This window comes from Neobacillus sp. CF12 (assembly GCF_030348765.1).
Classification (GTDB): Bacteria; Bacillota; Bacilli; order Bacillales; family Cytobacillaceae; genus Neobacillus.
The window spans coordinates 2,297,083-2,317,612 of sequence record NZ_JAUCEU010000007.1 but is presented as its reverse complement, the minus strand read 5'-3'; the positions used below and the strand labels follow the sequence as shown (position 1 = coordinate 2,317,612).

Annotated in this window: 21 protein-coding genes and 1 riboswitch; of the genes, 16 read left to right on the top strand and 5 right to left on the bottom strand. The window is 37.5% G+C overall.

Annotated features, from left to right (window positions below):
* The first annotated feature begins 36 nt into the window (after nucleotides 1-36).
* Together QUG14_RS10865 and QUG14_RS10860 are read left to right on the top strand one after the other, a co-directional pair.
* A complete protein-coding gene (locus QUG14_RS10865; RefSeq protein WP_289340548.1) occupies nucleotides 37-198 on the top strand; it encodes a hypothetical protein in 162 nt (53 codons plus the stop codon).
* Nucleotides 199-330 (top strand): hypothetical protein, encoded by a 132-nt coding sequence (locus QUG14_RS10860; RefSeq protein WP_289340547.1) that lies wholly within the window; start codon nucleotides 199-201, stop codon nucleotides 328-330.
* Between the two features lie 27 nt (nucleotides 331-357).
* On the opposite strand, the gene QUG14_RS10855 is transcribed toward QUG14_RS10860, so the two are convergent.
* Nucleotides 358-2,100: a B12-binding domain-containing radical SAM protein gene (locus QUG14_RS10855; RefSeq protein ID WP_289340546.1), complete on the bottom strand. Its 1,743-nt coding sequence runs from the start codon at nucleotides 2,098-2,100 to the stop codon at nucleotides 358-360.
* 303 nt (nucleotides 2,101-2,403) lie between these two features.
* On the opposite strand from QUG14_RS10855, the gene QUG14_RS10850 reads away from it, so the two are divergent.
* The 3 genes from QUG14_RS10850 to QUG14_RS10840 all read left to right on the top strand — a co-directional run bounded on the left by QUG14_RS10850 (nucleotide 2,404) and on the right by QUG14_RS10840 (nucleotide 7,042).
* Nucleotides 2,404-3,417 carry a 2-oxoacid:acceptor oxidoreductase family protein gene (locus QUG14_RS10850; RefSeq protein ID WP_289340545.1) on the top strand — a complete coding sequence of 338 codons (1,014 nt, stop codon included), beginning with the start codon at nucleotides 2,404-2,406 and terminating at the stop codon, nucleotides 3,415-3,417.
* Nucleotides 3,417-5,711 carry a thiamine pyrophosphate-dependent enzyme gene (locus QUG14_RS10845; RefSeq protein WP_289340544.1) on the top strand — a complete coding sequence of 765 codons (2,295 nt, stop codon included), beginning with the start codon at nucleotides 3,417-3,419 and terminating at the stop codon, nucleotides 5,709-5,711. Before QUG14_RS10850 ends, QUG14_RS10845 begins: the two co-directional genes overlap by 1 nt.
* A gap of 269 nt (nucleotides 5,712-5,980) precedes the next feature.
* Complete coding sequence (locus QUG14_RS10840) at nucleotides 5,981-7,042, top strand: PAS domain-containing sensor histidine kinase (RefSeq protein WP_483310802.1); 1,062 nt, start codon at nucleotides 5,981-5,983, stop codon at nucleotides 7,040-7,042.
* A 37-nt stretch (nucleotides 7,043-7,079) separates the two neighbouring features.
* Here the strand turns inward: QUG14_RS10840 and QUG14_RS10835 are convergent, their stop codons facing one another.
* Nucleotides 7,080-7,862 (bottom strand): carbon-nitrogen family hydrolase, encoded by a 783-nt coding sequence (locus tag QUG14_RS10835; RefSeq protein WP_289340541.1) that lies wholly within the window; start codon nucleotides 7,860-7,862, stop codon nucleotides 7,080-7,082.
* Nucleotides 7,863-7,977: 115 nt separating this feature from the next.
* Here QUG14_RS10835 and QUG14_RS10830 point away from each other — a divergent pair, with 115 nt between their 5' ends.
* The 6 genes from QUG14_RS10830 (at nucleotide 7,978) to QUG14_RS10805 (ending at nucleotide 12,985) form a co-directional block, all read left to right on the top strand.
* Nucleotides 7,978-9,156 carry a pyridoxal phosphate-dependent aminotransferase gene (locus tag QUG14_RS10830; RefSeq protein ID WP_289340540.1) on the top strand — a complete coding sequence of 393 codons (1,179 nt, stop codon included), beginning with the start codon at nucleotides 7,978-7,980 and terminating at the stop codon, nucleotides 9,154-9,156.
* A gap of 77 nt (nucleotides 9,157-9,233) precedes the next feature.
* Nucleotides 9,234-9,348, top strand: a riboswitch (SAM riboswitch).
* 73 nt (nucleotides 9,349-9,421) lie between these two features.
* On the top strand, nucleotides 9,422-10,624 hold the full coding sequence (mtnW, locus tag QUG14_RS10825; protein WP_289340539.1) for a 2,3-diketo-5-methylthiopentyl-1-phosphate enolase: 1,203 nt from the start codon (nucleotides 9,422-9,424) through the stop codon (nucleotides 10,622-10,624).
* Nucleotides 10,625-11,296, top strand: a complete 672-nt coding sequence (locus tag QUG14_RS10820; protein WP_289340538.1) for a 2-hydroxy-3-keto-5-methylthiopentenyl-1-phosphate phosphatase — start codon at nucleotides 10,625-10,627, stop codon at nucleotides 11,294-11,296.
* Nucleotides 11,290-11,919, top strand: a complete 630-nt coding sequence (locus tag QUG14_RS10815; RefSeq protein WP_289340536.1) for a methylthioribulose 1-phosphate dehydratase — start codon at nucleotides 11,290-11,292, stop codon at nucleotides 11,917-11,919. Before QUG14_RS10820 ends, QUG14_RS10815 begins: the two co-directional genes overlap by 7 nt.
* 26 nt (nucleotides 11,920-11,945) lie before the next feature.
* A complete protein-coding gene (locus tag QUG14_RS10810) occupies nucleotides 11,946-12,479 on the top strand; it encodes a 1,2-dihydroxy-3-keto-5-methylthiopentene dioxygenase (RefSeq protein ID WP_289340535.1) in 534 nt (177 codons plus the stop codon).
* 263 nt (nucleotides 12,480-12,742) lie between these two features.
* Entirely contained in the window at nucleotides 12,743-12,985 is a 243-nt protein-coding gene (locus QUG14_RS10805; RefSeq protein WP_289340534.1) for an aspartyl-phosphate phosphatase Spo0E family protein, read from the top strand.
* 13 nt (nucleotides 12,986-12,998) lie between these two features.
* Here QUG14_RS10805 and QUG14_RS10800 read toward each other — a convergent pair whose 3' ends face one another.
* Nucleotides 12,999-13,730, bottom strand: a complete 732-nt coding sequence (locus tag QUG14_RS10800; RefSeq protein WP_289340533.1) for a ZIP family metal transporter — start codon at nucleotides 13,728-13,730, stop codon at nucleotides 12,999-13,001.
* Nucleotides 13,731-14,065: 335 nt separating this feature from the next.
* Here QUG14_RS10800 and QUG14_RS10795 point away from each other — a divergent pair, with 335 nt between their 5' ends.
* From QUG14_RS10795 to QUG14_RS10780, 4 genes are read left to right on the top strand one after another with little or no spacing between them, the layout of a single operon-like run.
* The gene (locus QUG14_RS10795) at nucleotides 14,066-14,893 is read left to right on the top strand and encodes an electron transfer flavoprotein subunit beta/FixA family protein (RefSeq protein ID WP_289340532.1); all 828 of its coding nucleotides are present in this window, start codon (nucleotides 14,066-14,068) and stop codon (nucleotides 14,891-14,893) included.
* Nucleotides 14,894-14,926: 33 nt separating this feature from the next.
* On the top strand, nucleotides 14,927-15,967 hold the full coding sequence (locus QUG14_RS10790) for an electron transfer flavoprotein subunit alpha/FixB family protein (protein WP_289340531.1): 1,041 nt from the start codon (nucleotides 14,927-14,929) through the stop codon (nucleotides 15,965-15,967).
* Nucleotides 15,951-17,246, top strand: a complete 1,296-nt coding sequence (locus tag QUG14_RS10785) for an FAD-dependent oxidoreductase (protein WP_289340530.1) — start codon at nucleotides 15,951-15,953, stop codon at nucleotides 17,244-17,246. Before QUG14_RS10790 ends, QUG14_RS10785 begins: the two co-directional genes overlap by 17 nt.
* Nucleotides 17,246-17,530 (top strand): ferredoxin family protein, encoded by a 285-nt coding sequence (locus QUG14_RS10780; protein ID WP_289340529.1) that lies wholly within the window; start codon nucleotides 17,246-17,248, stop codon nucleotides 17,528-17,530. The genes QUG14_RS10785 and QUG14_RS10780 overlap by 1 nt, the downstream gene beginning before the upstream one ends.
* A 133-nt stretch (nucleotides 17,531-17,663) precedes the next feature.
* Here the strand turns inward: QUG14_RS10780 and QUG14_RS10775 are convergent, their stop codons facing one another.
* Together QUG14_RS10775 and QUG14_RS10770 are read right to left on the bottom strand one after the other, a co-directional pair.
* Nucleotides 17,664-18,011 (bottom strand): hypothetical protein, encoded by a 348-nt coding sequence (locus QUG14_RS10775; RefSeq protein ID WP_289340528.1) that lies wholly within the window; start codon nucleotides 18,009-18,011, stop codon nucleotides 17,664-17,666.
* Nucleotides 18,012-18,153: 142 nt separating this feature from the next.
* Nucleotides 18,154-19,392: an MFS transporter gene (locus tag QUG14_RS10770; protein WP_289340527.1), complete on the bottom strand. Its 1,239-nt coding sequence runs from the start codon at nucleotides 19,390-19,392 to the stop codon at nucleotides 18,154-18,156.
* Between the two features lie 148 nt (nucleotides 19,393-19,540).
* Between QUG14_RS10770 and QUG14_RS10765 the strand changes: the two genes are divergently transcribed.
* Entirely contained in the window at nucleotides 19,541-20,530 is a 990-nt protein-coding gene (locus QUG14_RS10765) for a phosphotransferase enzyme family protein (protein WP_289340526.1), read from the top strand.

Below are 20,530 nucleotides of genomic sequence, written 5' to 3'. Positions count from 1 at the left end.
AATGATGTAACACTCACTTGATGGGAGGATGAAAGTATGGCTAAACGAAAAGCAGAATTCGATGCAGTAAATAAATATTCTAAGACGCCACATAAAAATGTACAGGAAAGTGAATTTTCGGCTGAATTTACTGATGACGATGATTCAATTAGGTTTGCGAACCGTAACTCAAAGCATGGAAAAAAAGGTAGAAGCTAAATGAAAGAAAAGAAAAGTGTGCAAAACACACGTGAGGAATTTAGTATTGAATTTGGTGACGTCAATGGCATAAAACTCTATGAAGTACTGCAGGCGAATCAGGACAATAAAAAGTCACCTAAAAAGAAATAAGCCGGCTCAATTCAGCCGGCTATTTTTTTATCCTAAATAGGAAAATATTTGTGTGCCTTTGTTTGCAGGATCAAAATAGGCAATTAAATTAGAAGAATGCTTAACAATTTTTTTAGATGATAAGTATTCAGAAAGATTAAAGGAAAGCTCTTCAATCATCGTATGCTTGTATAAATCTTTTTCATCAAGAGCTAGCTCCATATAGGTTTGTCCCAAAAGAGATGGATTCTCTACTAGCTGTTTATATATTTCAGTTCTAGTTTGTTTCGTAAAGCTTTGTTCCCACCAAGGCTTCCGCGGTTTGTACTTATGATTAATTAAATAATCATATTTCATCAGACCTGAAATAATCTCAAGGTCGCTCACTGAGCGATTTGATAGGAAGGAGTACAACCTACGGAATAAATCCTCTAATTGGTGACCAATTCTTGACCATCCTTGCTCATCCCAATAAGTACCAAACTCTTGGAAAAAGTCAAAAGGTGAAGCAAACACATTTGTTACTAAATACTCAATGGTGTGGTTCATCCGATGATCATTCCAGTATTTTTCCAGCACATCCTCCACCTGTTTAATTCTAAGAATATCATCAAAAGGCAAGACATTATTCCCTAAAATTTCATATGGTGAATGATCCATATAAACATAATCATGCTCTTGGGCACGAAGTCTCAATCCTGTTCCCCTAAGCATTTTTAAAAAACCTAACTGCAGTTCCTCTGGTCTGAGTTCAAAAACATCATTAAACGTTTTCCGAAAGGATGCGTAATCTTCCTCTGGCAGACCTGCAATTAAGTCAAGATGCTGGTCAATCTTCCCGCCATCCTTCACCATGGTTACTGTTCTAGTAAGTTTTTCAAAATTTTGTTTCCGCATGACAAGCTCATTTGTATAATCATTTGTTGATTGGACACCGATTTCAAAACGGAACAATCCTTTTGGTGCTTCATTATTTAAGAATTCGATAACCTCTGGCCTCATAATGTCGGCCGTAATTTCAAACTGAAAAACAGTCCCAGGAAGATGTTCATCAATTAAAAATCGGAACATTTCCATCGCATAGCTTCTGCTTATATTAAATGTGCGGTCAACAAACTTAATCGTTTTCGCACCATTTGCCATTAAATAACGAATATCATCCTTAATTTTCTCTCTGTCAAAATAACGTACTCCTACTTCAATGGAAGAGAGACAAAATTGACAACTGAATGGGCATCCTCTGCTTGTTTCAATATAGGTGACACGCTTGCCTAAATGAGCTTTATCTTCAGAGAATCGATAAGGAGATGGAAGTTCTTTTAGATCGAGCTTATTCATTTGGGGGGTAACTTTTACTTGTCCATTATCACGGTATGCAATTCCATGGACATTTTTATAGTTTGCTTCACCATTCATTTCAGAAAGTAACTGTTTAAATGAATATTCACCCTCACCCATAACAATGAAGTCGACATTTGGAACCTTTGCCATCCACTCAACAGTATCATAAGAAACTTCAGGACCACCGAGTACAATCTGAATGGAAGGATTAATCTTTTTAAGCATATTGATAACCTTGATTGTTTCTTCGATGTTCCAAATGTAACAACTAAATCCTATGATTGTTGGTTTTTGCTGATAAAGGTCAGACACGATATTAATCACGGGATCTTTAATTGTATATTCCTTTAGTTGGATATCATATTCGGGGGCTGCAAAAGCCTTTAAGCAACGAATCGCCAAATTCGTATGTATATATTTAGCATTTAAGGTACAGCAAATAACAGTCATTATAAAACTCCTTCAACAAATTTAAAACAATAGTATATTATATCCTATTTTTGAAAAAAACGATAATCGAGGAAAAGAGAGCAACTGTTATATTGCAGTGTTGAAGCTGTTATATGATAAAAATATATAAATAAAACCATATAAATTAACGTTTTAAGGTAATTTTTATAATGTGTTATAGAAATTTTCTTTGCGATGTTTGATTTTTGTCACAGCATGAAAAAAATATATGTCCTACAATGAATGAGGGGAATTTGTATTAAATGTATTTTCAGTCTTTTTGAACAAGAAGGGGAGGACATTATGTCTATATTACCAAAGAAAAATGAACTTGGTTTCTTTGAGATACGCCTTGAATCAATAGGGGGTCTTGGGGCAAACTTAGCTGGAAAAATGCTAGCAGAAGCTGGGGTACTAGGTCTTGGTTTGAATGGATCTAACTTCTCATCATATGGCTCTGAAAAGAAAGGGTCACCTGTTAAAAGTTTTATCCGTTATTGTGAACCAAATGTTGAAATTAGAGATCACAGCCCAATTGAACAACCACATATTGTTGCAATTTTTCATGAAGCACTTTATAAAACGGTTAATGTAGTCAGCGGATTGAATGCTGATGGGATCGCACTTGTAAATACTGCCAGAGAGTTTGATGAGGTTAGAAAAGATCTGAAGTTAGAATATGGAACACTTGCGATTGTGGATGCTTTGACGATTGCCGTTGAGGAAAGAACAAAAGTAAACACTGCGATGCTTGGTGCCTTATATCGTATTTGTGACTTCTTAGACCCCGAATCTATGAGGAATGTCATTCGCAAGACATTTGAGAAAAAATACCCGCATTTAGTTGAACCTAATATTCGCACGTTCGATCGCGGATTTCATGAAGTTCAATTTAAAACCTATGAAGTACCCGAGGTAGCTGAGGGCAAAAGTTTTACTCGTCCGCTGCCACAATTAGGATATATGACACAAGAAATTGGCGGGATCATGACTGCACAAGCCAATAGTATAGTTAAAGATTTAAGTGGTTCTAGACAAGGATTCCTTCCTGAGTATCAAAAGGATAAATGTATCCACTGTGCTGCGTGTGATAATGTCTGTCCAGATTACTGCTTTGTTTGGGAAGTAGGAGAGGATAAAAAGGGCAGAAAGCAAATGTTCTTAAAAGGGATAGATTATCAATATTGTAAAGGCTGTTTAAAATGCGTAGAAGCTTGTCCAACAGATGCGCTAGGTGATCTTCGTGAAATGATTGGCTATGCTGACGCTAATCGTGTGAAACAGAACTTTCCATATCTAGCAGGAGGGATTTCATAATGGCAATGGTAGAAGACCAAATAACCAAACAGAGAATAGCTGAACAGCTTTCAACCTTTGAATCAGGAAATGAAATGGCTGCAATGGCAGCTGCACAAATAAATTATCATATTATGGGGTATTTTCCCATTACACCTTCTACTGAAGTAGCCCAATTTTTAGATCAAATGAAAGCACGGGGCGAGCATGATATTAAGTTAATCCCAGCGGATGGTGAACATGGTTCGGCAGGTATTTGTTATGGCGCCGCAGCTACTGGTGCCAGGGTATTCAATGCAACAAGTGCAAATGGACTATTATATATGATTGAACAGCTTCCTGTCCAAGCTGGAACCCGTTTTCCGATGGTAATGAACCTTGTAACACGTGCAGTCAGCGGCCCTCTAGATATAAGAGGGGACCACTCTGATCTTTACTTTGCATTAAATACCGGCTGGGTAATCTTAACGGCCAGAACACCACAGGCTGTTTATGATATGAATATTATGGCACTTAAAATCGCTGAACATTCTAAAGTACGCTTGCCAGTTATCGTAGCCTATGATGGATTCTTTACTTCCCATCAGAAGCGCCGAGTAGAATATTTTAAAGATAGAAAAGTCGTACAGCAATTTGTTGGCGAGTGTCCAACAGATTATCATTTTGCTAGGGATCCGAAGAAGCCAGTAACAATCGGTGCCCATATGAATGGTGAAGACCTTATCAATAATCATTTTCAACAATCTGAAGCCATTTACGCAGCTGGTGAGGTTTACAGAGAGGTGGCAGCAGAATATGCCAAAATTTCTGGACGTGAATATTCAGTATTGGATTTATATAGAGTGGAAGATGCTGAGGTTGCTTTATTTTTATTAAACTCAGCTGCTGAATCAGCAAAAGATGTTGTGGATCAATTACGTGCTAAAGGTATTAAGGCTGGTGTTATCAGTCCAACTATTATTCGTCCTTTCCCAGCGAAGGAAATTCGTGAAGCATTAAAAAATGTGAAGGCACTATTAGTTGGTGAACGAGCAGATTCATATGGTGCAAATGGTCCGAATTTAACTCATGAAGTGAAATCAGCCCTTCAAGAGGATCGAAATAATCAAACAATTGTACTAAGTCGTGTATTTGGTCTTGGGGGTAAGGATTTCTACCCAAGTGATGCCGAAAAATTCTTCGAGATGACAATGGAAGCAATGGAAAAAGGATTTGCTGAAAAGCCATTTGATTATTATGGACATGTACCAGGTAATCCCGAGAAAATTCTAAAGCCTGTTATCACACCACAACATGGTGGTGTGTATAAAACGGGATTAATAGATGTGAAAATGGATGAGGCAACAAATAAACTAAAGGTGAAAATACCACCCCTCCGTGCGCTTACCACAAAACCAAAGCGTATTGCCTCAGGTCATGGAGCATGTCCAGGCTGTGGTATATTTGCTGGGCTAGAACTGTTCTTTAAAGGGATAGAAGGTGACATTGTCACATTATTTCAAACTGGATGTGCCTATGTAACCACCACTTCCTATCCTCACAGTTCTCATAAACAAACAATGATTCATAACCTTTTCCAAAATGGTGCAGCTACCTTATCGGGCACACTTGAAGCATTCCTTGAATTAAAACGCCGTGGAGAGGTTGAAGTTTCTGATGATGCAACGTTTGTTATGATTACTGGGGATGGTGGTATGGACATCGGAATGGGCTCTGCTATAGGTACTGCCCTCCGCGGTCATAAACTGATCATGCTCGAGTATGATAATGAAGGATATATGAATACAGGTTCACAGATGTCATATTCAACCCCGCTAGGTCATATGACAAGTACGTCAGGTGTTGGAAAATCCCAAAAAGGAAAAGGATTCCATCATAAAGATACGGCACAAATTATGGCGGCAACCAATATTCCTTATGTATTTACTGGCGCGGAAGCTTTCCCACAAGACTTAATTAAAAAAGGTGCAAAAGCACAATGGTATGCTCAAAATGTAGGAACCGTTTATGGTAAAATCTTGATTACCTGCCCGCTTAACTGGAAGTCTGAAGACCGCTATGGGGCAACTATATTAGATAGAGCCGTAAATTCATGTTTCTTCCCACTTTATGAGGTAGAACAGGGTGTGACTACCATAACTTATAACCCGGAAGATAAAAATAAACGTTTAGCTATCTCTGAATGGCTTAAATATATGGGTAAAACAAAACATCTTCTGAAAGAGGAAAACAAAGCTATTTTAGAAGAATTTGAAGCAGAAGTGGAAAAGAGATGGCAGCGCCTTAAAGCAAAGCACGAAAATCCATTCCTTTAAATGAAAAAAAGGTAAAGCGGGGAATTTTGCGCTTTACCTTTTTTATTTTCCCAAAAAATCTACCGACAATATTCTTATTTTCTTGTCAAGCAAAAAGGATTTTATATTATAATGTAGAATATAGATATAGATAATATTACCTTATTTTGGGTTTCATGGGGCAGGTGGAGTAAGTGGGGCAAGCAGCGAAACAGAATCAGGCATTATCATTTATAAGTGACATTGAAAGTATAGAAGGAAAAGTTGAAACCTCACATGAATTCACTTTGATGGAAAAGGAATTGTGGGAAAGTGAAAAAAAATTCCGAAGAATATTTGAAGATTCGATGGACGGACTGATTTTATGGAATGAAAAGTATCATATTGTGGATATCAATTGCTCTGCAGTCAGAATCTTTGACCTTCCAAAGGAAAAACTGTTAGGTCGATCTTTACTTGATTTTTTTAGTTCGATCGAAGATAAAAAGCAGGAAATTATTAATCATATTAAACAAGTAACCACTAATGGTAAAAAGCATTCGTCAATGGTCATTAAATGGCATGATGGGAGTATTAAACATTTTGATTACTCCACAAAGCTTGAAATTATTGATGGTTTGAATCTTACTGTTATTATTGATGTAACTGAAAAAGCTGAGATGCAGGAACAATTAAGAAAGTCGGATCGGTTAAACATTGTTGGAGAACTTGCGGCAGGGATTGCGCACGAAATAAGAAATCCCATGACAGCGCTGAAAGGGTTTATTCAATTACTTGAACCATGTATTAAAGCCGAGCATCCTTTGTATTATGATGTCATTACCTCTGAGTTAGCAAGAATTGACTCTATAATTAATGAGTTTCTAATCCTTGCAAAACCTCAAGAAATTAGATTTCTGGAGAAAGATGTTTGTCAAATTATGAGGGAAACGATTGATTTGTTGAGCGCCCAAGCGGTGCTTTACAATGTTCAGTTTGAGACTCATTACGAAGACAATTTGTCATTACTATATTGTGAACCTAACCAATTAAAAAAGGTCTTTATTAACCTAATAAAGAATGCGATTGAAGTCATGTCAGACGGTGGGATAATTAAAGTTTCGATAAATGCTGTTGATGAACAGTATTTACAGGTATCGATTCAAGATGAAGGCATGGGGATTCCAAAGGGAAAAATTAATAAGCTCGGAGAACCCTTTTATACCACAAAAGAGAAAGGTACTGGTCTAGGATTAATGGTCAGTTATCGAATTATTGAGGAACATAAAGGGCGTATTCAAGTTGAAAGCGAAGAGGGTGTAGGAACTACTTTTCATCTGATTTTACCTTTAAACCTAATGAATAGTCTTTAAAAAAACCACTTCTTAAATATTGAAGTGGTTTTTTCGATTAATATAAATCTGGTCTTCTATCTTCAAAGATTGGAATTTGCTTACGAATATCTTTCACGCGATCTAACTCAATTACTGCCGACATTATTTCCTCTTTATCTCCAGCCTCAGCAATTACTTCTCCCCATGGATCAATTATCATGGAGTGGCCGGCAAATTCATTATTTGGATCATGGCCGGAACGGTTGCAAGCAATCACAAAACATTGATTTTCTATCGCTCTAGCAATCAGAAGTGCTCTCCAGTGTGATAGCCGTGCAGCAGGCCACTCGGCAACAACGAAAAGGGCTTCTGCTCCATTAGCAGTATGTGCACGAATCCATTCAGGAAAACGAATATCATAACAGATTACAGCTCCGAATGTGCGATTCTCTAACTCAAATAAACCTTTCTCAACGCCTGCTTCGAGATATAGGTGTTCATCCATTAATTTGAATAGATGAAGTTTGCTATATGAATGAACGAGTTGGCCATTTTTATCGATGATAAGGAGAGTATTCCTCACACTATTATCAACCTGATTCGCAACCGATCCTCCCACAAAGTGTACCTGATATTTCTTAGCTGCCATTTTGAAAAATTCAATGGTTGTGACTGTGTTTTTATCTGCTATAGTGTCTAAGCGTGTCAAATCATATCCTGTTGTCCACAACTCAGGCAAAACAATGATATCAGGATTTGCCTTCATCGCTTCTGCAATTAGTTTTTCTGCTTTTTGAAAGTTTTTATTTGGATTTCCAAAGGCAATATCCATTTGCAAACAAGCTATTTTAAATTTCATCAATTTTCACCTCATTTGAAATTTTGGAATTTTTTCTTTACAAGATGTATTAAAAGTTATATCATTTGTGACTAGAATTCAACTACAAAATGAAATAAATTGAGCAGGTGAAGAGATGAAACATTTTCCAACATCCGAACTATTAAATAACCTCCCAAAGCAGTTTTTTGCTTCTTTAGTAAAAAAAGCTGGGGAATACATTGAAAAAGGCTATGATGTTATTAATTTAGGTCAGGGGAATCCTGATCAAGCAACCCCACAGCATATTGTACAAAAGATGCAGGCGGCTGCAGCGAATCCAATAAACCATAAGTATTCACCCTTTCAGGGTTATCGTTATTTAAAGCAGGCAGCAGCAGACTTTTATCAAAGAGAATACAATGTCCAAATCAATCCAGATAAAGAAGTCGCAATTTTATTTGGTGGTAAAGCGGGTTTGGTAGAAATCCCACAATGCTTATTAAATCCAGGTGATACTATGCTTGTACCAGATCCTGGATATCCTGATTACCTATCTGGGGTAGCGCTGGCAAAAGCGGAAATGGTAACAATGCCATTGCTTGAAAAAAATAATTTTTTACCAAACTTGAACGAAATTCCTTCTGATGTTATTGAAAGGGCAAAATTAATGTTCCTTAATTATCCTAACAATCCAACAGGGGCTACTGCAACTAAAGAATTTTTTGAAGAAACTGTCCAATTTGCCAATCAACATGATATTTGTGTGGTTCACGATTTTGCTTATGGCGCAATTGGTTTTGATGGAGACAAGCCGTTAAGTTTCCTGCAGTCGGAGGGGGCAAAGGACATTGGTATTGAAATATATACTCTATCAAAAACATACAATATGGCAGGATGGCGTGTTGGCTTTGCAGTAGGTAATAGTAGTGTTATTTCAGCGATCGAGCTCCTGCAAGACCACCTATATTGCAGTATATTTGGCGGCATTCAGGAGGCGGCAGCCGAAGCATTAACAGGTCCACAAGATTGCGTTCGAGAATTAGTCGGTCTTTATGAGCGAAGAAGAAATGTTTTAATAGATGGACTTCGTTCGCTTGGCTGGAATGTGACAGCACCAAAGGGCTCATTTTTTGCCTGGCTAAAGGTCCCTGAAGGCCTAAGCTCAACTGAATTTGCTGATATTCTCCTAGAACAAGCACATATTGTTGTGGCACCTGGGATTGCATTTGGTGAACTAGGAGAAGGCTATGTACGGGTTGGTTTGCTTACAAGTGAGGAACGTCTGGAAGAAGCAGTTAGAAGAATTAGTATGTTAGAAATTTTTAAAAAATAAATTGACAAAAAATATAATTCTTGGGATAATGCAAAATATAGTTTATCAACATCATAAAAGTAAATACTACGATCGTTTTCTTATCAAGAGCAGGCGGAGGGAAAAGCCCAATGAAGCCCGGCAACCGACTTAACACAACACAATGTTAGGCACGGTGCTAAATCTTGCAGCAAAATGCTGAAAAGATGAGAAGATGTTAGTTTGCGATGCTAACCTCTTCTTTATTAGAAGAGGTTTTTATGTTTTTTGAGAAAGGATGATAAAATTGTCTGAATTAATAGCATCATATCTAGTCCATGGTGAAAAAAATCTTGCAAAAAAAGCTGAGGATATTGCTTTAGGATTGACTGTCGGTTCATGGACGAATTTACCTGAGTTAGAACAGAGTCAATTACGAAAGCACAAAGGAAGAGTCATTTCGACTGAAGCATTAAATGAGGAGCAATCGATTATCACAATTGCTTATCCAACCATTAATTTTTCAAATGATATGCCAGCAATCTTAACTACTGTCTTTGGAAAACTTTCATTAGACGGAAGAATAAAGTTAATTGATTTACAGTTTGACGAACAATTGAAAAGTAATTTCCCTGGTCCACGATTTGGGATTGACGGACTAAGAGAAAAGCTAGGAGTTTTTAACCGTCCATTATTAATGAGCATCTTTAAAGGTGTTCTTGGGAAGGATTTAACTTTCCTAACAGAACAGCTAAAGCAACAAGCTCTAGGTGGGGTGGATTTTGTTAAGGATGACGAGATTCTCTTTGAAAATGAACTAACTCCATTTGAAAAAAGAATAACAGAAGGCAAAAAAGTGTTACAAGAAGTATATGAACAAACAGGACATCGCACTTTATATGCTGTTAACCTAACCGGTCGTACGTCCCAGTTAAAAGACAAAGCAAGGAAAGCAAAAGAGCTTGGTGCTGATTTGCTACTATTTAATGTTTTTGCCTACGGGTTGGATGTACTACAAGAGTTACGAGAGGATGATCAAATAGGTTTACCATTAATGGCTCATCCTGCTGTAAGTGGTGCGTTAACATCCTCATCTCATTATGGTCTATCTCATTCCTTATTACTTGGGAAGCTGCTTCGACTTGCGGGTGCTGATTTGTCATTATTTCCATCACCATATGGAACAGTGGCATTGGAGAAATCCTCAGCGATTTCGATTGCAGAAGAATTAACAAAAACAGACACTATTAAAACTTCGTTTCCAGTTCCATCTGCAGGAATCCATCCTGGGTTGGTGCCACTATTGATGAATGATTTTGGTATAGAATCTGTCATCAATGCTGGCGGTGGTGTCCATGGTCATCCTAATGGTGCTCGCGGCGGCGGCCTTGCCTTCCGACAAGCGATTGAAGTGAATCTTAATGGTAAGACATTAGCAGAAGGTGCCCAGATGTATCCTGAATTAAAAACTGCATTACAGCTATGGGGAAATCCAGAGGTGTCAGTTTAAATGAAGCCTGTTATCTACTGTGATTTTGATGGAACAATAACTGAAAGTGATAACATCATTGCAATCATGAAGAGATTTTCTCCTCCAAATTGGGAAAAGATTAAAGACCAGATATTATCTCGAGAAATTTCAATAAGTGAGGGCGTAGGGAAATTATTCTCCGGATTGCCAAGTGAAAAAAGAGATGAAATTACAAAGTTTGCAATTGAAAATGCCAAAATACGAGAAGGGTTTTCAGAATTTGTTGAATTTGCCAGACAAGAAAATATCCCTCTTTATATAGTAAGCGGCGGAATTGATTTCTTTGTTTATCCAATTCTTGAAAAATATGGTCCGTTTGAAGGGATTTATTGTAATCACAGTGATTTTTCAGGAGAAAACATAAAAATACTTTGGCCCTATACATGTGACTCTTTATGTCAGAATGAATGCGGATGTTGTAAACCAAGTATTATCCGTACAATAAACCAAGATAATGACATCTTTACAATCGTAATTGGTGACTCGGTTACAGATCTTGAAGCAGCGAAACAAGCAGATTTTGTGTTGGCTAGAGATTTACTTGAGGAAAAATGTTCTGAATGGGGTTTAAATTACAAGGGGTTTACTACCTTTTATGAATGTATTGAAGCAATCAAAAATCGGATAGAGGTGAAAAGAACATCATGTTAAAGGAAAAATGGCTGGAGTTAGCAGATATAAAGGATGAATTAGCTGAGCGGGATTGGTTCATGGGAACTAGCGGCAACCTTGCTATTAAGGTTAGTGATACACCTCTTCAATTTTTGGTGACTGCGAGTGGTAAGGATAAGCGTAAACGAACAGAAGAGGACTTTCTTCTAGTCGATGAATTTGGGAAAGCAGTTGAAGAAAATCATTTGAGACCTTCAGCGGAAACGCTGCTTCACGTCGAAATATATCGAAAAACAAAAGCAGGCTGCAGCCTTCACGTTCATACAATTGATAACAACGTGATATCGGAGTTATATGGGGATCAAGGCGCGGTAACTTTTAAAGGCCAAGAGCTAATAAAGGCATTTGATAAGTGGGAAGAGGACGCAGTTCTGACAATCCCTATTATTAAAAACCATGCTCATATACCTACGCTTGCGAGCGAATTTTCAGAGTATGTTAAAGAAGATTCTGGTGCGGTGTTAATCCGTAATCACGGAATAACAGTTTGGGGAAAAAATGCATTTGAGGCAAAAAAAATACTTGAGGCATCTGAGTTCTTATTTAAATACCAATTGCGCCTACTAGAGCATAAGTCATCTCAATTATCTAAAGCAATTTAATTATTTTTAGGAGAGGAAGATATTCCATGGCATACATTACATTTCAAGGTAGAGAAGAACAAATCAAAAATCAAGAAGAAGTAGCAAGTTTTCTAGCTTCACAAGAAGTTATTTATGAAAACTGGGATATTGCTAAACTTCCTGAAGCACTTGTGGAGAAGTACCTTTTAAGTGATGATGAGAAAGAAGAAATCTTAAATGTATTTGCAGAACAGATTTCAGATATTTCTGCCCGCCGAGGGTATAAAGCACAAGATGTAATTTCTTTATCCGATCATACTCCAAACCTAGATACTTTGTTGGCAAACTTTAAAAATGAACACCATCATACAGATGACGAAGTTAGATTTATCGTAAGCGGTCATGGGGTCTTTGTTATTCAAGGAAAGGATGGGGAATTTTTCGAAGTTCACCTTAATCCAGGTGACTTAATTTCTGTACCTGAGAATACAAGACATTATTTTACATTAGAAGAAGATCGTAAAGTAGTAGCTGTTCGAATTTTCGTAACAACAGAAGGCTGGGTACCGATTTACGAGAAAGAAGAAATTCATCAATAATTTATGAAAACTGGCTGCTTGACAGCTGGTTTTTTTTTTAGCCTTTTTAGTAAAAAAGTTTACTAAAACGTTACCGAAAAAAGGATGAAAAATGTCGTAAAAACAAAAAAACACTCGTGAATTTTGTCGAAAAATAAGATAAAATGCTTGTTTTGTCTACTTTTGCGAAAGTATTTACTTTTGTTTAAAATCTTGTCATAATTCATCAAGTAATCAAATTTTTAGCAGTTTAGTGTAAAAGAGTAAGGAGTAGGTGGAGAAAATTGTATATCGAAAGTAATAACCCTTCTGAGATGCTTAATGCGATAAAAGTTAAACGTGCCATGATGATAAACTGTGCGAACAAAAAAGGATTTACATGTGAAGAAACAATCAAATACAGCCAGGAACTAGACATATTAATAAACGAGTATCAAAAAGCATCCCAGCAATTTTCTAGGCCAAATGAAGAAGTGAAGTTTACATTTAAACAAATGACGATGATTTGGCCGAAATTATTTGTATAGCTTTCAGGAATGTTTAAAAAACATCAATCAAAAAAACCATTACTAAGAGACCGGTTATAAATGCATAAGTTGATACCCGTTCATTGCCATCGCCATGGCTTTCCGGGATTAACTCCTTATAAATAATAAACAACATTGCACCGGCCGCAAATGAAAGACCAAATGGGACGAGCCCTTGGACATAAGAAGTTAAATAAAATCCTATGAATGATGTGACAATTTCAATAGCACCTGTTAGGGTTGCCAATATGAAGGCCTTAAGCTTGCTGATTTTTTGATTGACTAAAAATAGGGCGACAAGAAGGCCTTCTGGCGCATTTTGAAAGCCGATAGCCAATGCGATTAAATTCCCCGTATCCGCTGTTTGTGAAGCATAGCTGACACCAACCGATAATCCTTCGGGAATATTGTGAAGTGTAATGGCTGCAATGATTAACATGGCCTTTTCATCAAATTTTAGTCCAAATCGGTTATGTTCTAGGTCAATATGTGGAATTCTTTTTTCAAGAGTAGTTAACGCTAAGACCCCAAAAAATACTCCAATTGTAAGTGAGCCAAAACCCCCCAGTTTTAACGCTTCAGGTATAAGCCCGATTGTCGAGGCAGCCATCATGATTCCTGCACTAAAAGCTAATAACATATCCATCCACCGGTGTGTAACCGATTGATTAATAAACAGTACGACTAGAGCACCTGCACCAGTTGATAATGCAGAAAGAACGCTCCCCACAAATACTTCCGCCATGCCAGCCTCAACCTTTCACCTTTAAGAATAGTGCTAAATAAATTAACAACAATTTTAGACAGAAACTGTGATTTTTGTCATTGTTTATATTTGAATATTTCTTATAGTTAAATTAGTGCTATTTTTAAAAAATCACATCATGAATTCCATCAAATCTTCTACTTCTAGAATTTACCTCAAATCTTAAATTTATCAATTCTCAAAAAGAAATCTATCAAAGTTTGGTACTATGCTTGTGTTGCGATTCATATATCGTAATATGGCATTTTTTATAACCAAGGAAGGCAAACGCTTTCAAAACTAACATAGCAAATATGGGGGAGGGAAAGTACTACATGCACATTGTCGTATGTGTCAAACAAGTACCAGATACAAAAATCATAAAAATCAATCCCAAAACAAACACACTCGACCGCCGCAGCGCACCAGCCATTTTAAATCCTTACGATGCTCACGCTGTACAAGAAGCAGTAAGCATTAGAGAAAAGACAGGCGGAACAATTTCCGTTTTGTCGATGGGGCCGCCGCAAGCAACAGCTATTATAAAAAAGAGTGTTGAAATTGGTGCGGATCGTGGATATTTGATTTCTGACCGTGCCTTTGCAGGAGCCGATACACTTGCAACGAGCTATGCCTTATCTAAGGCATTAGAAAAAATAAATAAGGAACTTCCCATTGATATGATCATTTGCGGTAAGCATGCGATAGATGGTGACACTGGACAGGTTGGACCTGGGATTGCAAGAAGGATGGATATACCACCGGTTACAAATGTTATTGAGGTATCCGAGGTTAATTTACAAGAAAAAACGGTACTAATCAAAAGAAAATTATCGAATGGGTATGAATTGATTCAAGCAGAATTACCATGCTTGTTAACAGTGGAAAAGGAAATAAATCAAATAGAATACTCACCGATGCCAAATATGATTAAAGCCGCTAGATATGAACCTGTAATTTGGGCAGTAAGTGATTTTGAAAATGTTGACCGTTCTCAACTTGGTTTAAAGGGATCGCCTACCATTGTTGGAAAAATGTTTACACCTCCAAGACCAGAGGGTGGAAAAAAAATCGAAGGTTCCGCGGATGAGCAGGTAAGTCAACTCATGGAAATCTTGATGGAGAAAAAAGACGTATTAACGTTACAGTCATCTAAACAATAAAGATAATTCTTGTTGATGTGGGGAGTGATTTGCATGAATTTTGATGAATACCGTGGTGTGTGGATATTCATTGAACAAAATGATGGGAAAATCGAAGGAGTTTCTTTAGAACTCTTAGGTGCTGGACGAAAACTAGCCGATAAATTACAAGTTCCACTAGGTGGTTTTTTACTAGGAAGTGGTGTGAAACCATTAGCAAAGCAAGTGATTGCTTTTGGTGCAGATGAAGTTTACATGGTAGACCATCCAGTTTTAAAGCAGTATCGGACTGAATCGTATATGCAGGGTGTGATGCTTTTAGTTGAAAAGTATAAGCCGGAAATTATCCTTTACGGTGCAACACCAAATGGTAAAGATTTAGCAAGTGCGGTGGCAACCGATTTAGTCACAGGCTTGACTGCTGATACAACCATGCTTGATGTTGATGTGGACAGTCGTTTGCTTGAAGCCAGCCGTCCAGCGTTTGGCGGTAATATCATGGCAACGATTCTTTGTAAAAAGCATCGGCCACAAATGGCAACAGTAAGACCGAAAGTAATGAAGGCACTTGAGCCTGATTCAGGTAAAGTGGGTAAGATTATCGAAGAAAGCATAGACCTCAAAGAGGAAAATATGCGGACAAAAGTGCTGCAAATTGTGAATGACGTAACAAAAAAGGCGAATTTAGCTGAGGCTCATGTAATAGTATGTGGAGGAAAAGGGATGGGAGATGTGCAAAATTTCCAAATCCTCTATGAACTTGCAGATACAATTGGTGCTACGGTTGGAGGAACACGTGATGTGGTAGAAGCTGGCTGGCTTCCACATGAGTTGCAAATTGGTCAGACAGGTGAGACCGTTACACCGAAAATTTATTTTGCAATTGCCTTATCTGGGGCAATACAGCATGTTGTCGGAATGAAAAACTCAGATTTAATCATCGCTATAAATAAGGATCCTAATGCACCAATCTTTGATGTTGCAACATACGGAATTGTAGGAGACGCATTGGAAATTGTACCGAAGTTAATCCAGCAATTTAAGCAGCTGAGAACTGAAAAAGGCGGTGAAGTGAGCTATGCCAGAGAAATTTGATGTAATTGTAGTTGGGGCAGGACCAGCAGGGACTTCTTGTGCACTTGTATGTGCACAAAAAGGCTTAAATGTATTGCTTATTGAAAGAGGAGAGTATCCTGGCAGCAAGAACGTAATGGGCGGGGTACTGTATCGGAAACAAATGGAAGAGTTAATTCCAGAGTTTTGGAAAGAAGCCCCACTTGAAAGACCAGTTATCGAGCAGCGCTTTTGGATGATGGATAAGGAATCAGTTGTTCAATTTGGCTACAAAGGTCTCGAATGGGGTGTAGAGCCATATAATAATTTCACAGTATTGCGAGCGCAATTTGATCAATGGTTTGCAAAAAAGGCGGTTGAAGCAGGGGCTCTGTTAATCAATGAAACAGTTGTAACAGAATGTATTGTCGAAAACGGAAAGGTAATAGGTGTCCGTACTGACCGGCCAAATGGCGAAGTCTATGCAGATGTTGTGGTCCTTGCAGACGGGGTAAATTCTCTGCTCTCAAAGCAGCTGGGCTTTCATAAAGAATTCCGTCCAGATGAAGTTGCCTTAACGGTTATGGAAGTTATCAATCTACCAAAAGAAAAAATTAACGATCGTTTTAACTTAGAAGATAATCAGGGTTGTACGATAGAAATTTTTGGAGATTCTACGAAAGGAAACCTTGGGACAGCTTTCCTTTATACCAATAAGGACAGTTTAAATATTGGGGTAGGTACAACTCTCTCCAGCATGATAAAGGCAAAATTGAAGCCATACGACCTCTTAGACTATCTAAAAACACATCCTATGGTTAAACCGATGCTTGCGGGTGGAGAATCAGCTGAGTACCTTGCCCACCTCATTCCAGAAGGAGGATACCGTTCCGTACCAAAAGTAGCTGGAAACGGTGTACTTGTTGTAGGCGACGCTGCACAGCTTGTAAATGCCATTCATCGGGAAGGTTCCAACATGGCGATGCACTCTGGGTTACTTGCTGCAGAAACCGTTATTGAGGCAAAATACCGTGGAGACTATTCGGAGTCTAGTTTAAATCTTTATCGTCGAAAGCTTTACGATAGTTTCATAATCAAAGATTTAGAGAAATATAAGGATGCTACACACACATTTGAAAATAACCCACAATATTTTAAAGAATATGTCCCAATGATGAACAAAGCGATGAGCAAATTCTTTACAGTCGATGGAACACCGAAACGTGAAAAGCAAAAAGAAATTATGAAGAGTGTTACGGCTGAAAGAGGAACGATTAAGGTTATACAAGATATATATCGTGCCTGGAAGGCGGTGAAATAATGTCAACTAAGAATATCGAAGAAAAACAGTACCTTCTTCGTTTTAAAGCTGATACGAAGTCACATTTAACCGTAATGGACAATGATATTTGTGCAACAAAATGCCCTGATAAAATTTGTACCATTTTCTGTCCAGCAGAAGTATATAAATGGGAAGGCTTGCGGATGCAAGTTGGTTATGAGGGCTGTCACGAATGCGGCAGCTGCAGGATTGGCTGCCCGTACCAAAATATCAAATGGGAATATCCAAAAGGCGGGCATGGAATAGTATTTAGGTTAGCTTAATAAAAATGGAGTGTTGTTTGCATATTGCAGGCAGCACTTTTTTTTGAAGTTTTTTATTAGCACTGTATGTAGGTTATTTCACATGTAGTGGTAAAAAGAAGGTGAAGCAATGAGGGGATTTTTTTTTGTGGGATTAACTGACTTTCTCTTGTAGGTTTAAGGTGGAAAGTTGATCTAGTTTACTTGAAGTAACCAATGAGCAGGCAAGTTCATGTGCATGATCGATAGACTCCAACATTGGAGAACAATAAAAAGGTTTCTTCCAATTAAAATCACCATCATGTTTTGAAGGGTAAATGCTTACCTTCCAATTAAAATATATCTTTTCCTGTGGGAGCTGCTCTCCTTCAACTGCAATAAGCCAATGGGTGGAAGGTGAATCAAAGTCATAGGATTCCAATTCCTTTAGTGTTAGCAGGTCATTGAAACCAATTGGTATTAATGCTTTTTGATAGAAGTCATGGTAATTAGGTGTTTTCATATTTATTGCCCTCCCTTTTATGTTCTAACTATATTATATGATAGTTTATAGTTTTTTTTGAGGATAAATGTTAAAATTTTTTGAAAATTTAATGTATATTCAGGAAATCAAATAAGGATGGGCTATGGGACCCATCCTTTTTCTAATTATTTTGATTCCATTGTTGGACCAATTGATCACTTGGGAGGAGGAAGGCAATTAATCCAAGCAAGGGTAGAAATCCAATCGAAGTAACCATGGATGACAAACTAAATAAGTCTGCCATGTATCCAAGTCCTACTGAACCAATTGCTCCCATTCCGAAGGCAAGCCCAACCGTTAATCCCGACATTGTTCCGATTTTTCCTGGTACAAGTTCTTGTGCATAAACGACCGTAACTGAAAAACTCGTCATTAATATAAATCCTGTAAGCGTAAGAAAGATAAACGCAAAGAGCGATGGGACAAAGGGAATTAGTAAGGAAAATGGTACCGTCGCCAACATGGAGATTGAAATAACCTTTTTCTTCCCAAAGCGGTCAGCAAGTGGCCCGCCAAAAAAAGTACCGAAAGCACCAGCGATTAGAAAGGCAAATAAGAATAACTGTGATTCCTTAATCGTTAGGGAATATTCATCTATTGCATAGAAGGCGTAAAAATTAGTCATTCCTGAAATATACCAAGACCTTGCAAATATCAGCAAAAGGATTAAAAGTAATGACTGTTTAATCTTCTTGGACAGACCTGTCTTTTTCGGTGTTACTGAATTTTTCTTATTAAGATAAGAGAGGTCTCCTACTAATCTCTGTTTATACCAATTTGCGATATAGATTAATAACAATACGGCTAATGCAGCAACAAATGAAAACCATGAAGCACCTTTCTGACCAAGAGGGACAAGGATAAGTGCTGTGATTAGTGGAGCCAATGCCTGCCCTGTATTTCCACCTACTTGATATATGGATTGGGCAAGTCCTCGTCGGTTACCTGCAGCCATATATGCTACCCTTGATCCTTCAGGATGAAAAACAGCAGAACCAAGGCCAATAAAAATTACGGAAATAACGATTAATCCAAAGGAAGGGGCAAACGCTAATCCAAGTACACCGCCTAGGGTTAAGGTCAGCCCTATCGGTAATGCGTACGGCATTGGTTTTTTATCTGTCACGACTCCAACTACTGGCTGAAGCACTGACGAAACCATATTTAAAGAAAAGGCAATAATTCCAAGCTGAGTAAAGGATAAGCCCATTGATTTTTCTAGGATTGGAAACATCGCAGGTACAACAGCTTGAATGGCATCATTGAGTAAGTGGCAAAGTCCAATGATAAAAAGGATATTAAACATAGTTTTGTCTGATGCTTTTGGTGCTTTTGCAGACACTGCCGCAGGTTGACCCATTATGCACACCTCGATTTAGTAAGATATCAATCTTATACTACTCCTATCTTACATAAATTCTATAAAAATATGAAATGGAATGTTTCAAATTCGGAATATTTAAATATAATTAGAGTGATAGTAAATTATATATGAATAGAGGGGTACGATGGAGAAATCAGTTGAAATCTTATTTACAGAAGAAATTCTCAATAGATTTTTAATATCTTTCGGTTTACAATCGGAGGTTAAAAAACTGGGAGATTTCGAGAATTATGTTTTTGAGGTTTACCTTGATGATGGACCAGTAATTTTAAGAATCACACATAGTTCTCACCGAAGTAAGGAAGAAATTTATGCCGAACTTGATTGGATGAATTTTTTACATAATCAAAGGGTAAATTGCCCCGCTGTATTTAAATCAATTAATAATCAAATAATTGAAGGTCAACAAGCAGAGGATGGGTCGTTTTTTTATGCATGCCTTTTTTCAAAAGTACCTGGCAATCCAGTGAAAATTAAATCGGAGGAATTTAATGAACAATTATTTCATGCTTGGGGGAAAGAAATCGGAAAATTGCACGCAGTGACAAAGGATTACCAACCAAGTTATGAGATACCGCTTCGTCAAACATGGGAGGATGAGGAATTACTTAATATCGCAGATTATGTTCCAAATGAGAATGAGATTATTAAGAATACTAAATTGTTAATTAATCAATTAAAGGCGCTCCCAAAGAATAAGGATAATTTTGGACTTATCCATAGTGATATTCATTCAGGTAACTTTTTTTATGATGGAGAATCCATTCATGTTTTTGATTTTGATGATTGCAGCTACCATTGGTATGCCTCTGATATCGCCATTCCACTTTATTATTCTATTTTTTATGGTTACAAAAGTGCTGGTAAAAGTGAGCAAGAGCAGTTTTCAAAGAAATTCCTTACTCATTTCATTAAAGGGTATGAACAGCACAACTCTTTACCAGAAGGATGGAAGGAGCAAATGCCGCTATTTTTTATGCTCAGAGACATTACTCTTTATTCAGTTTTACATAAGAAAATCTCACCAGAGGATAGAGATGAGAGCCTAAATCAAATGCTGGAAACATTGAAAAAAAGAATAATTAATAAAGAATCCATCGTTACACTTAGTTGA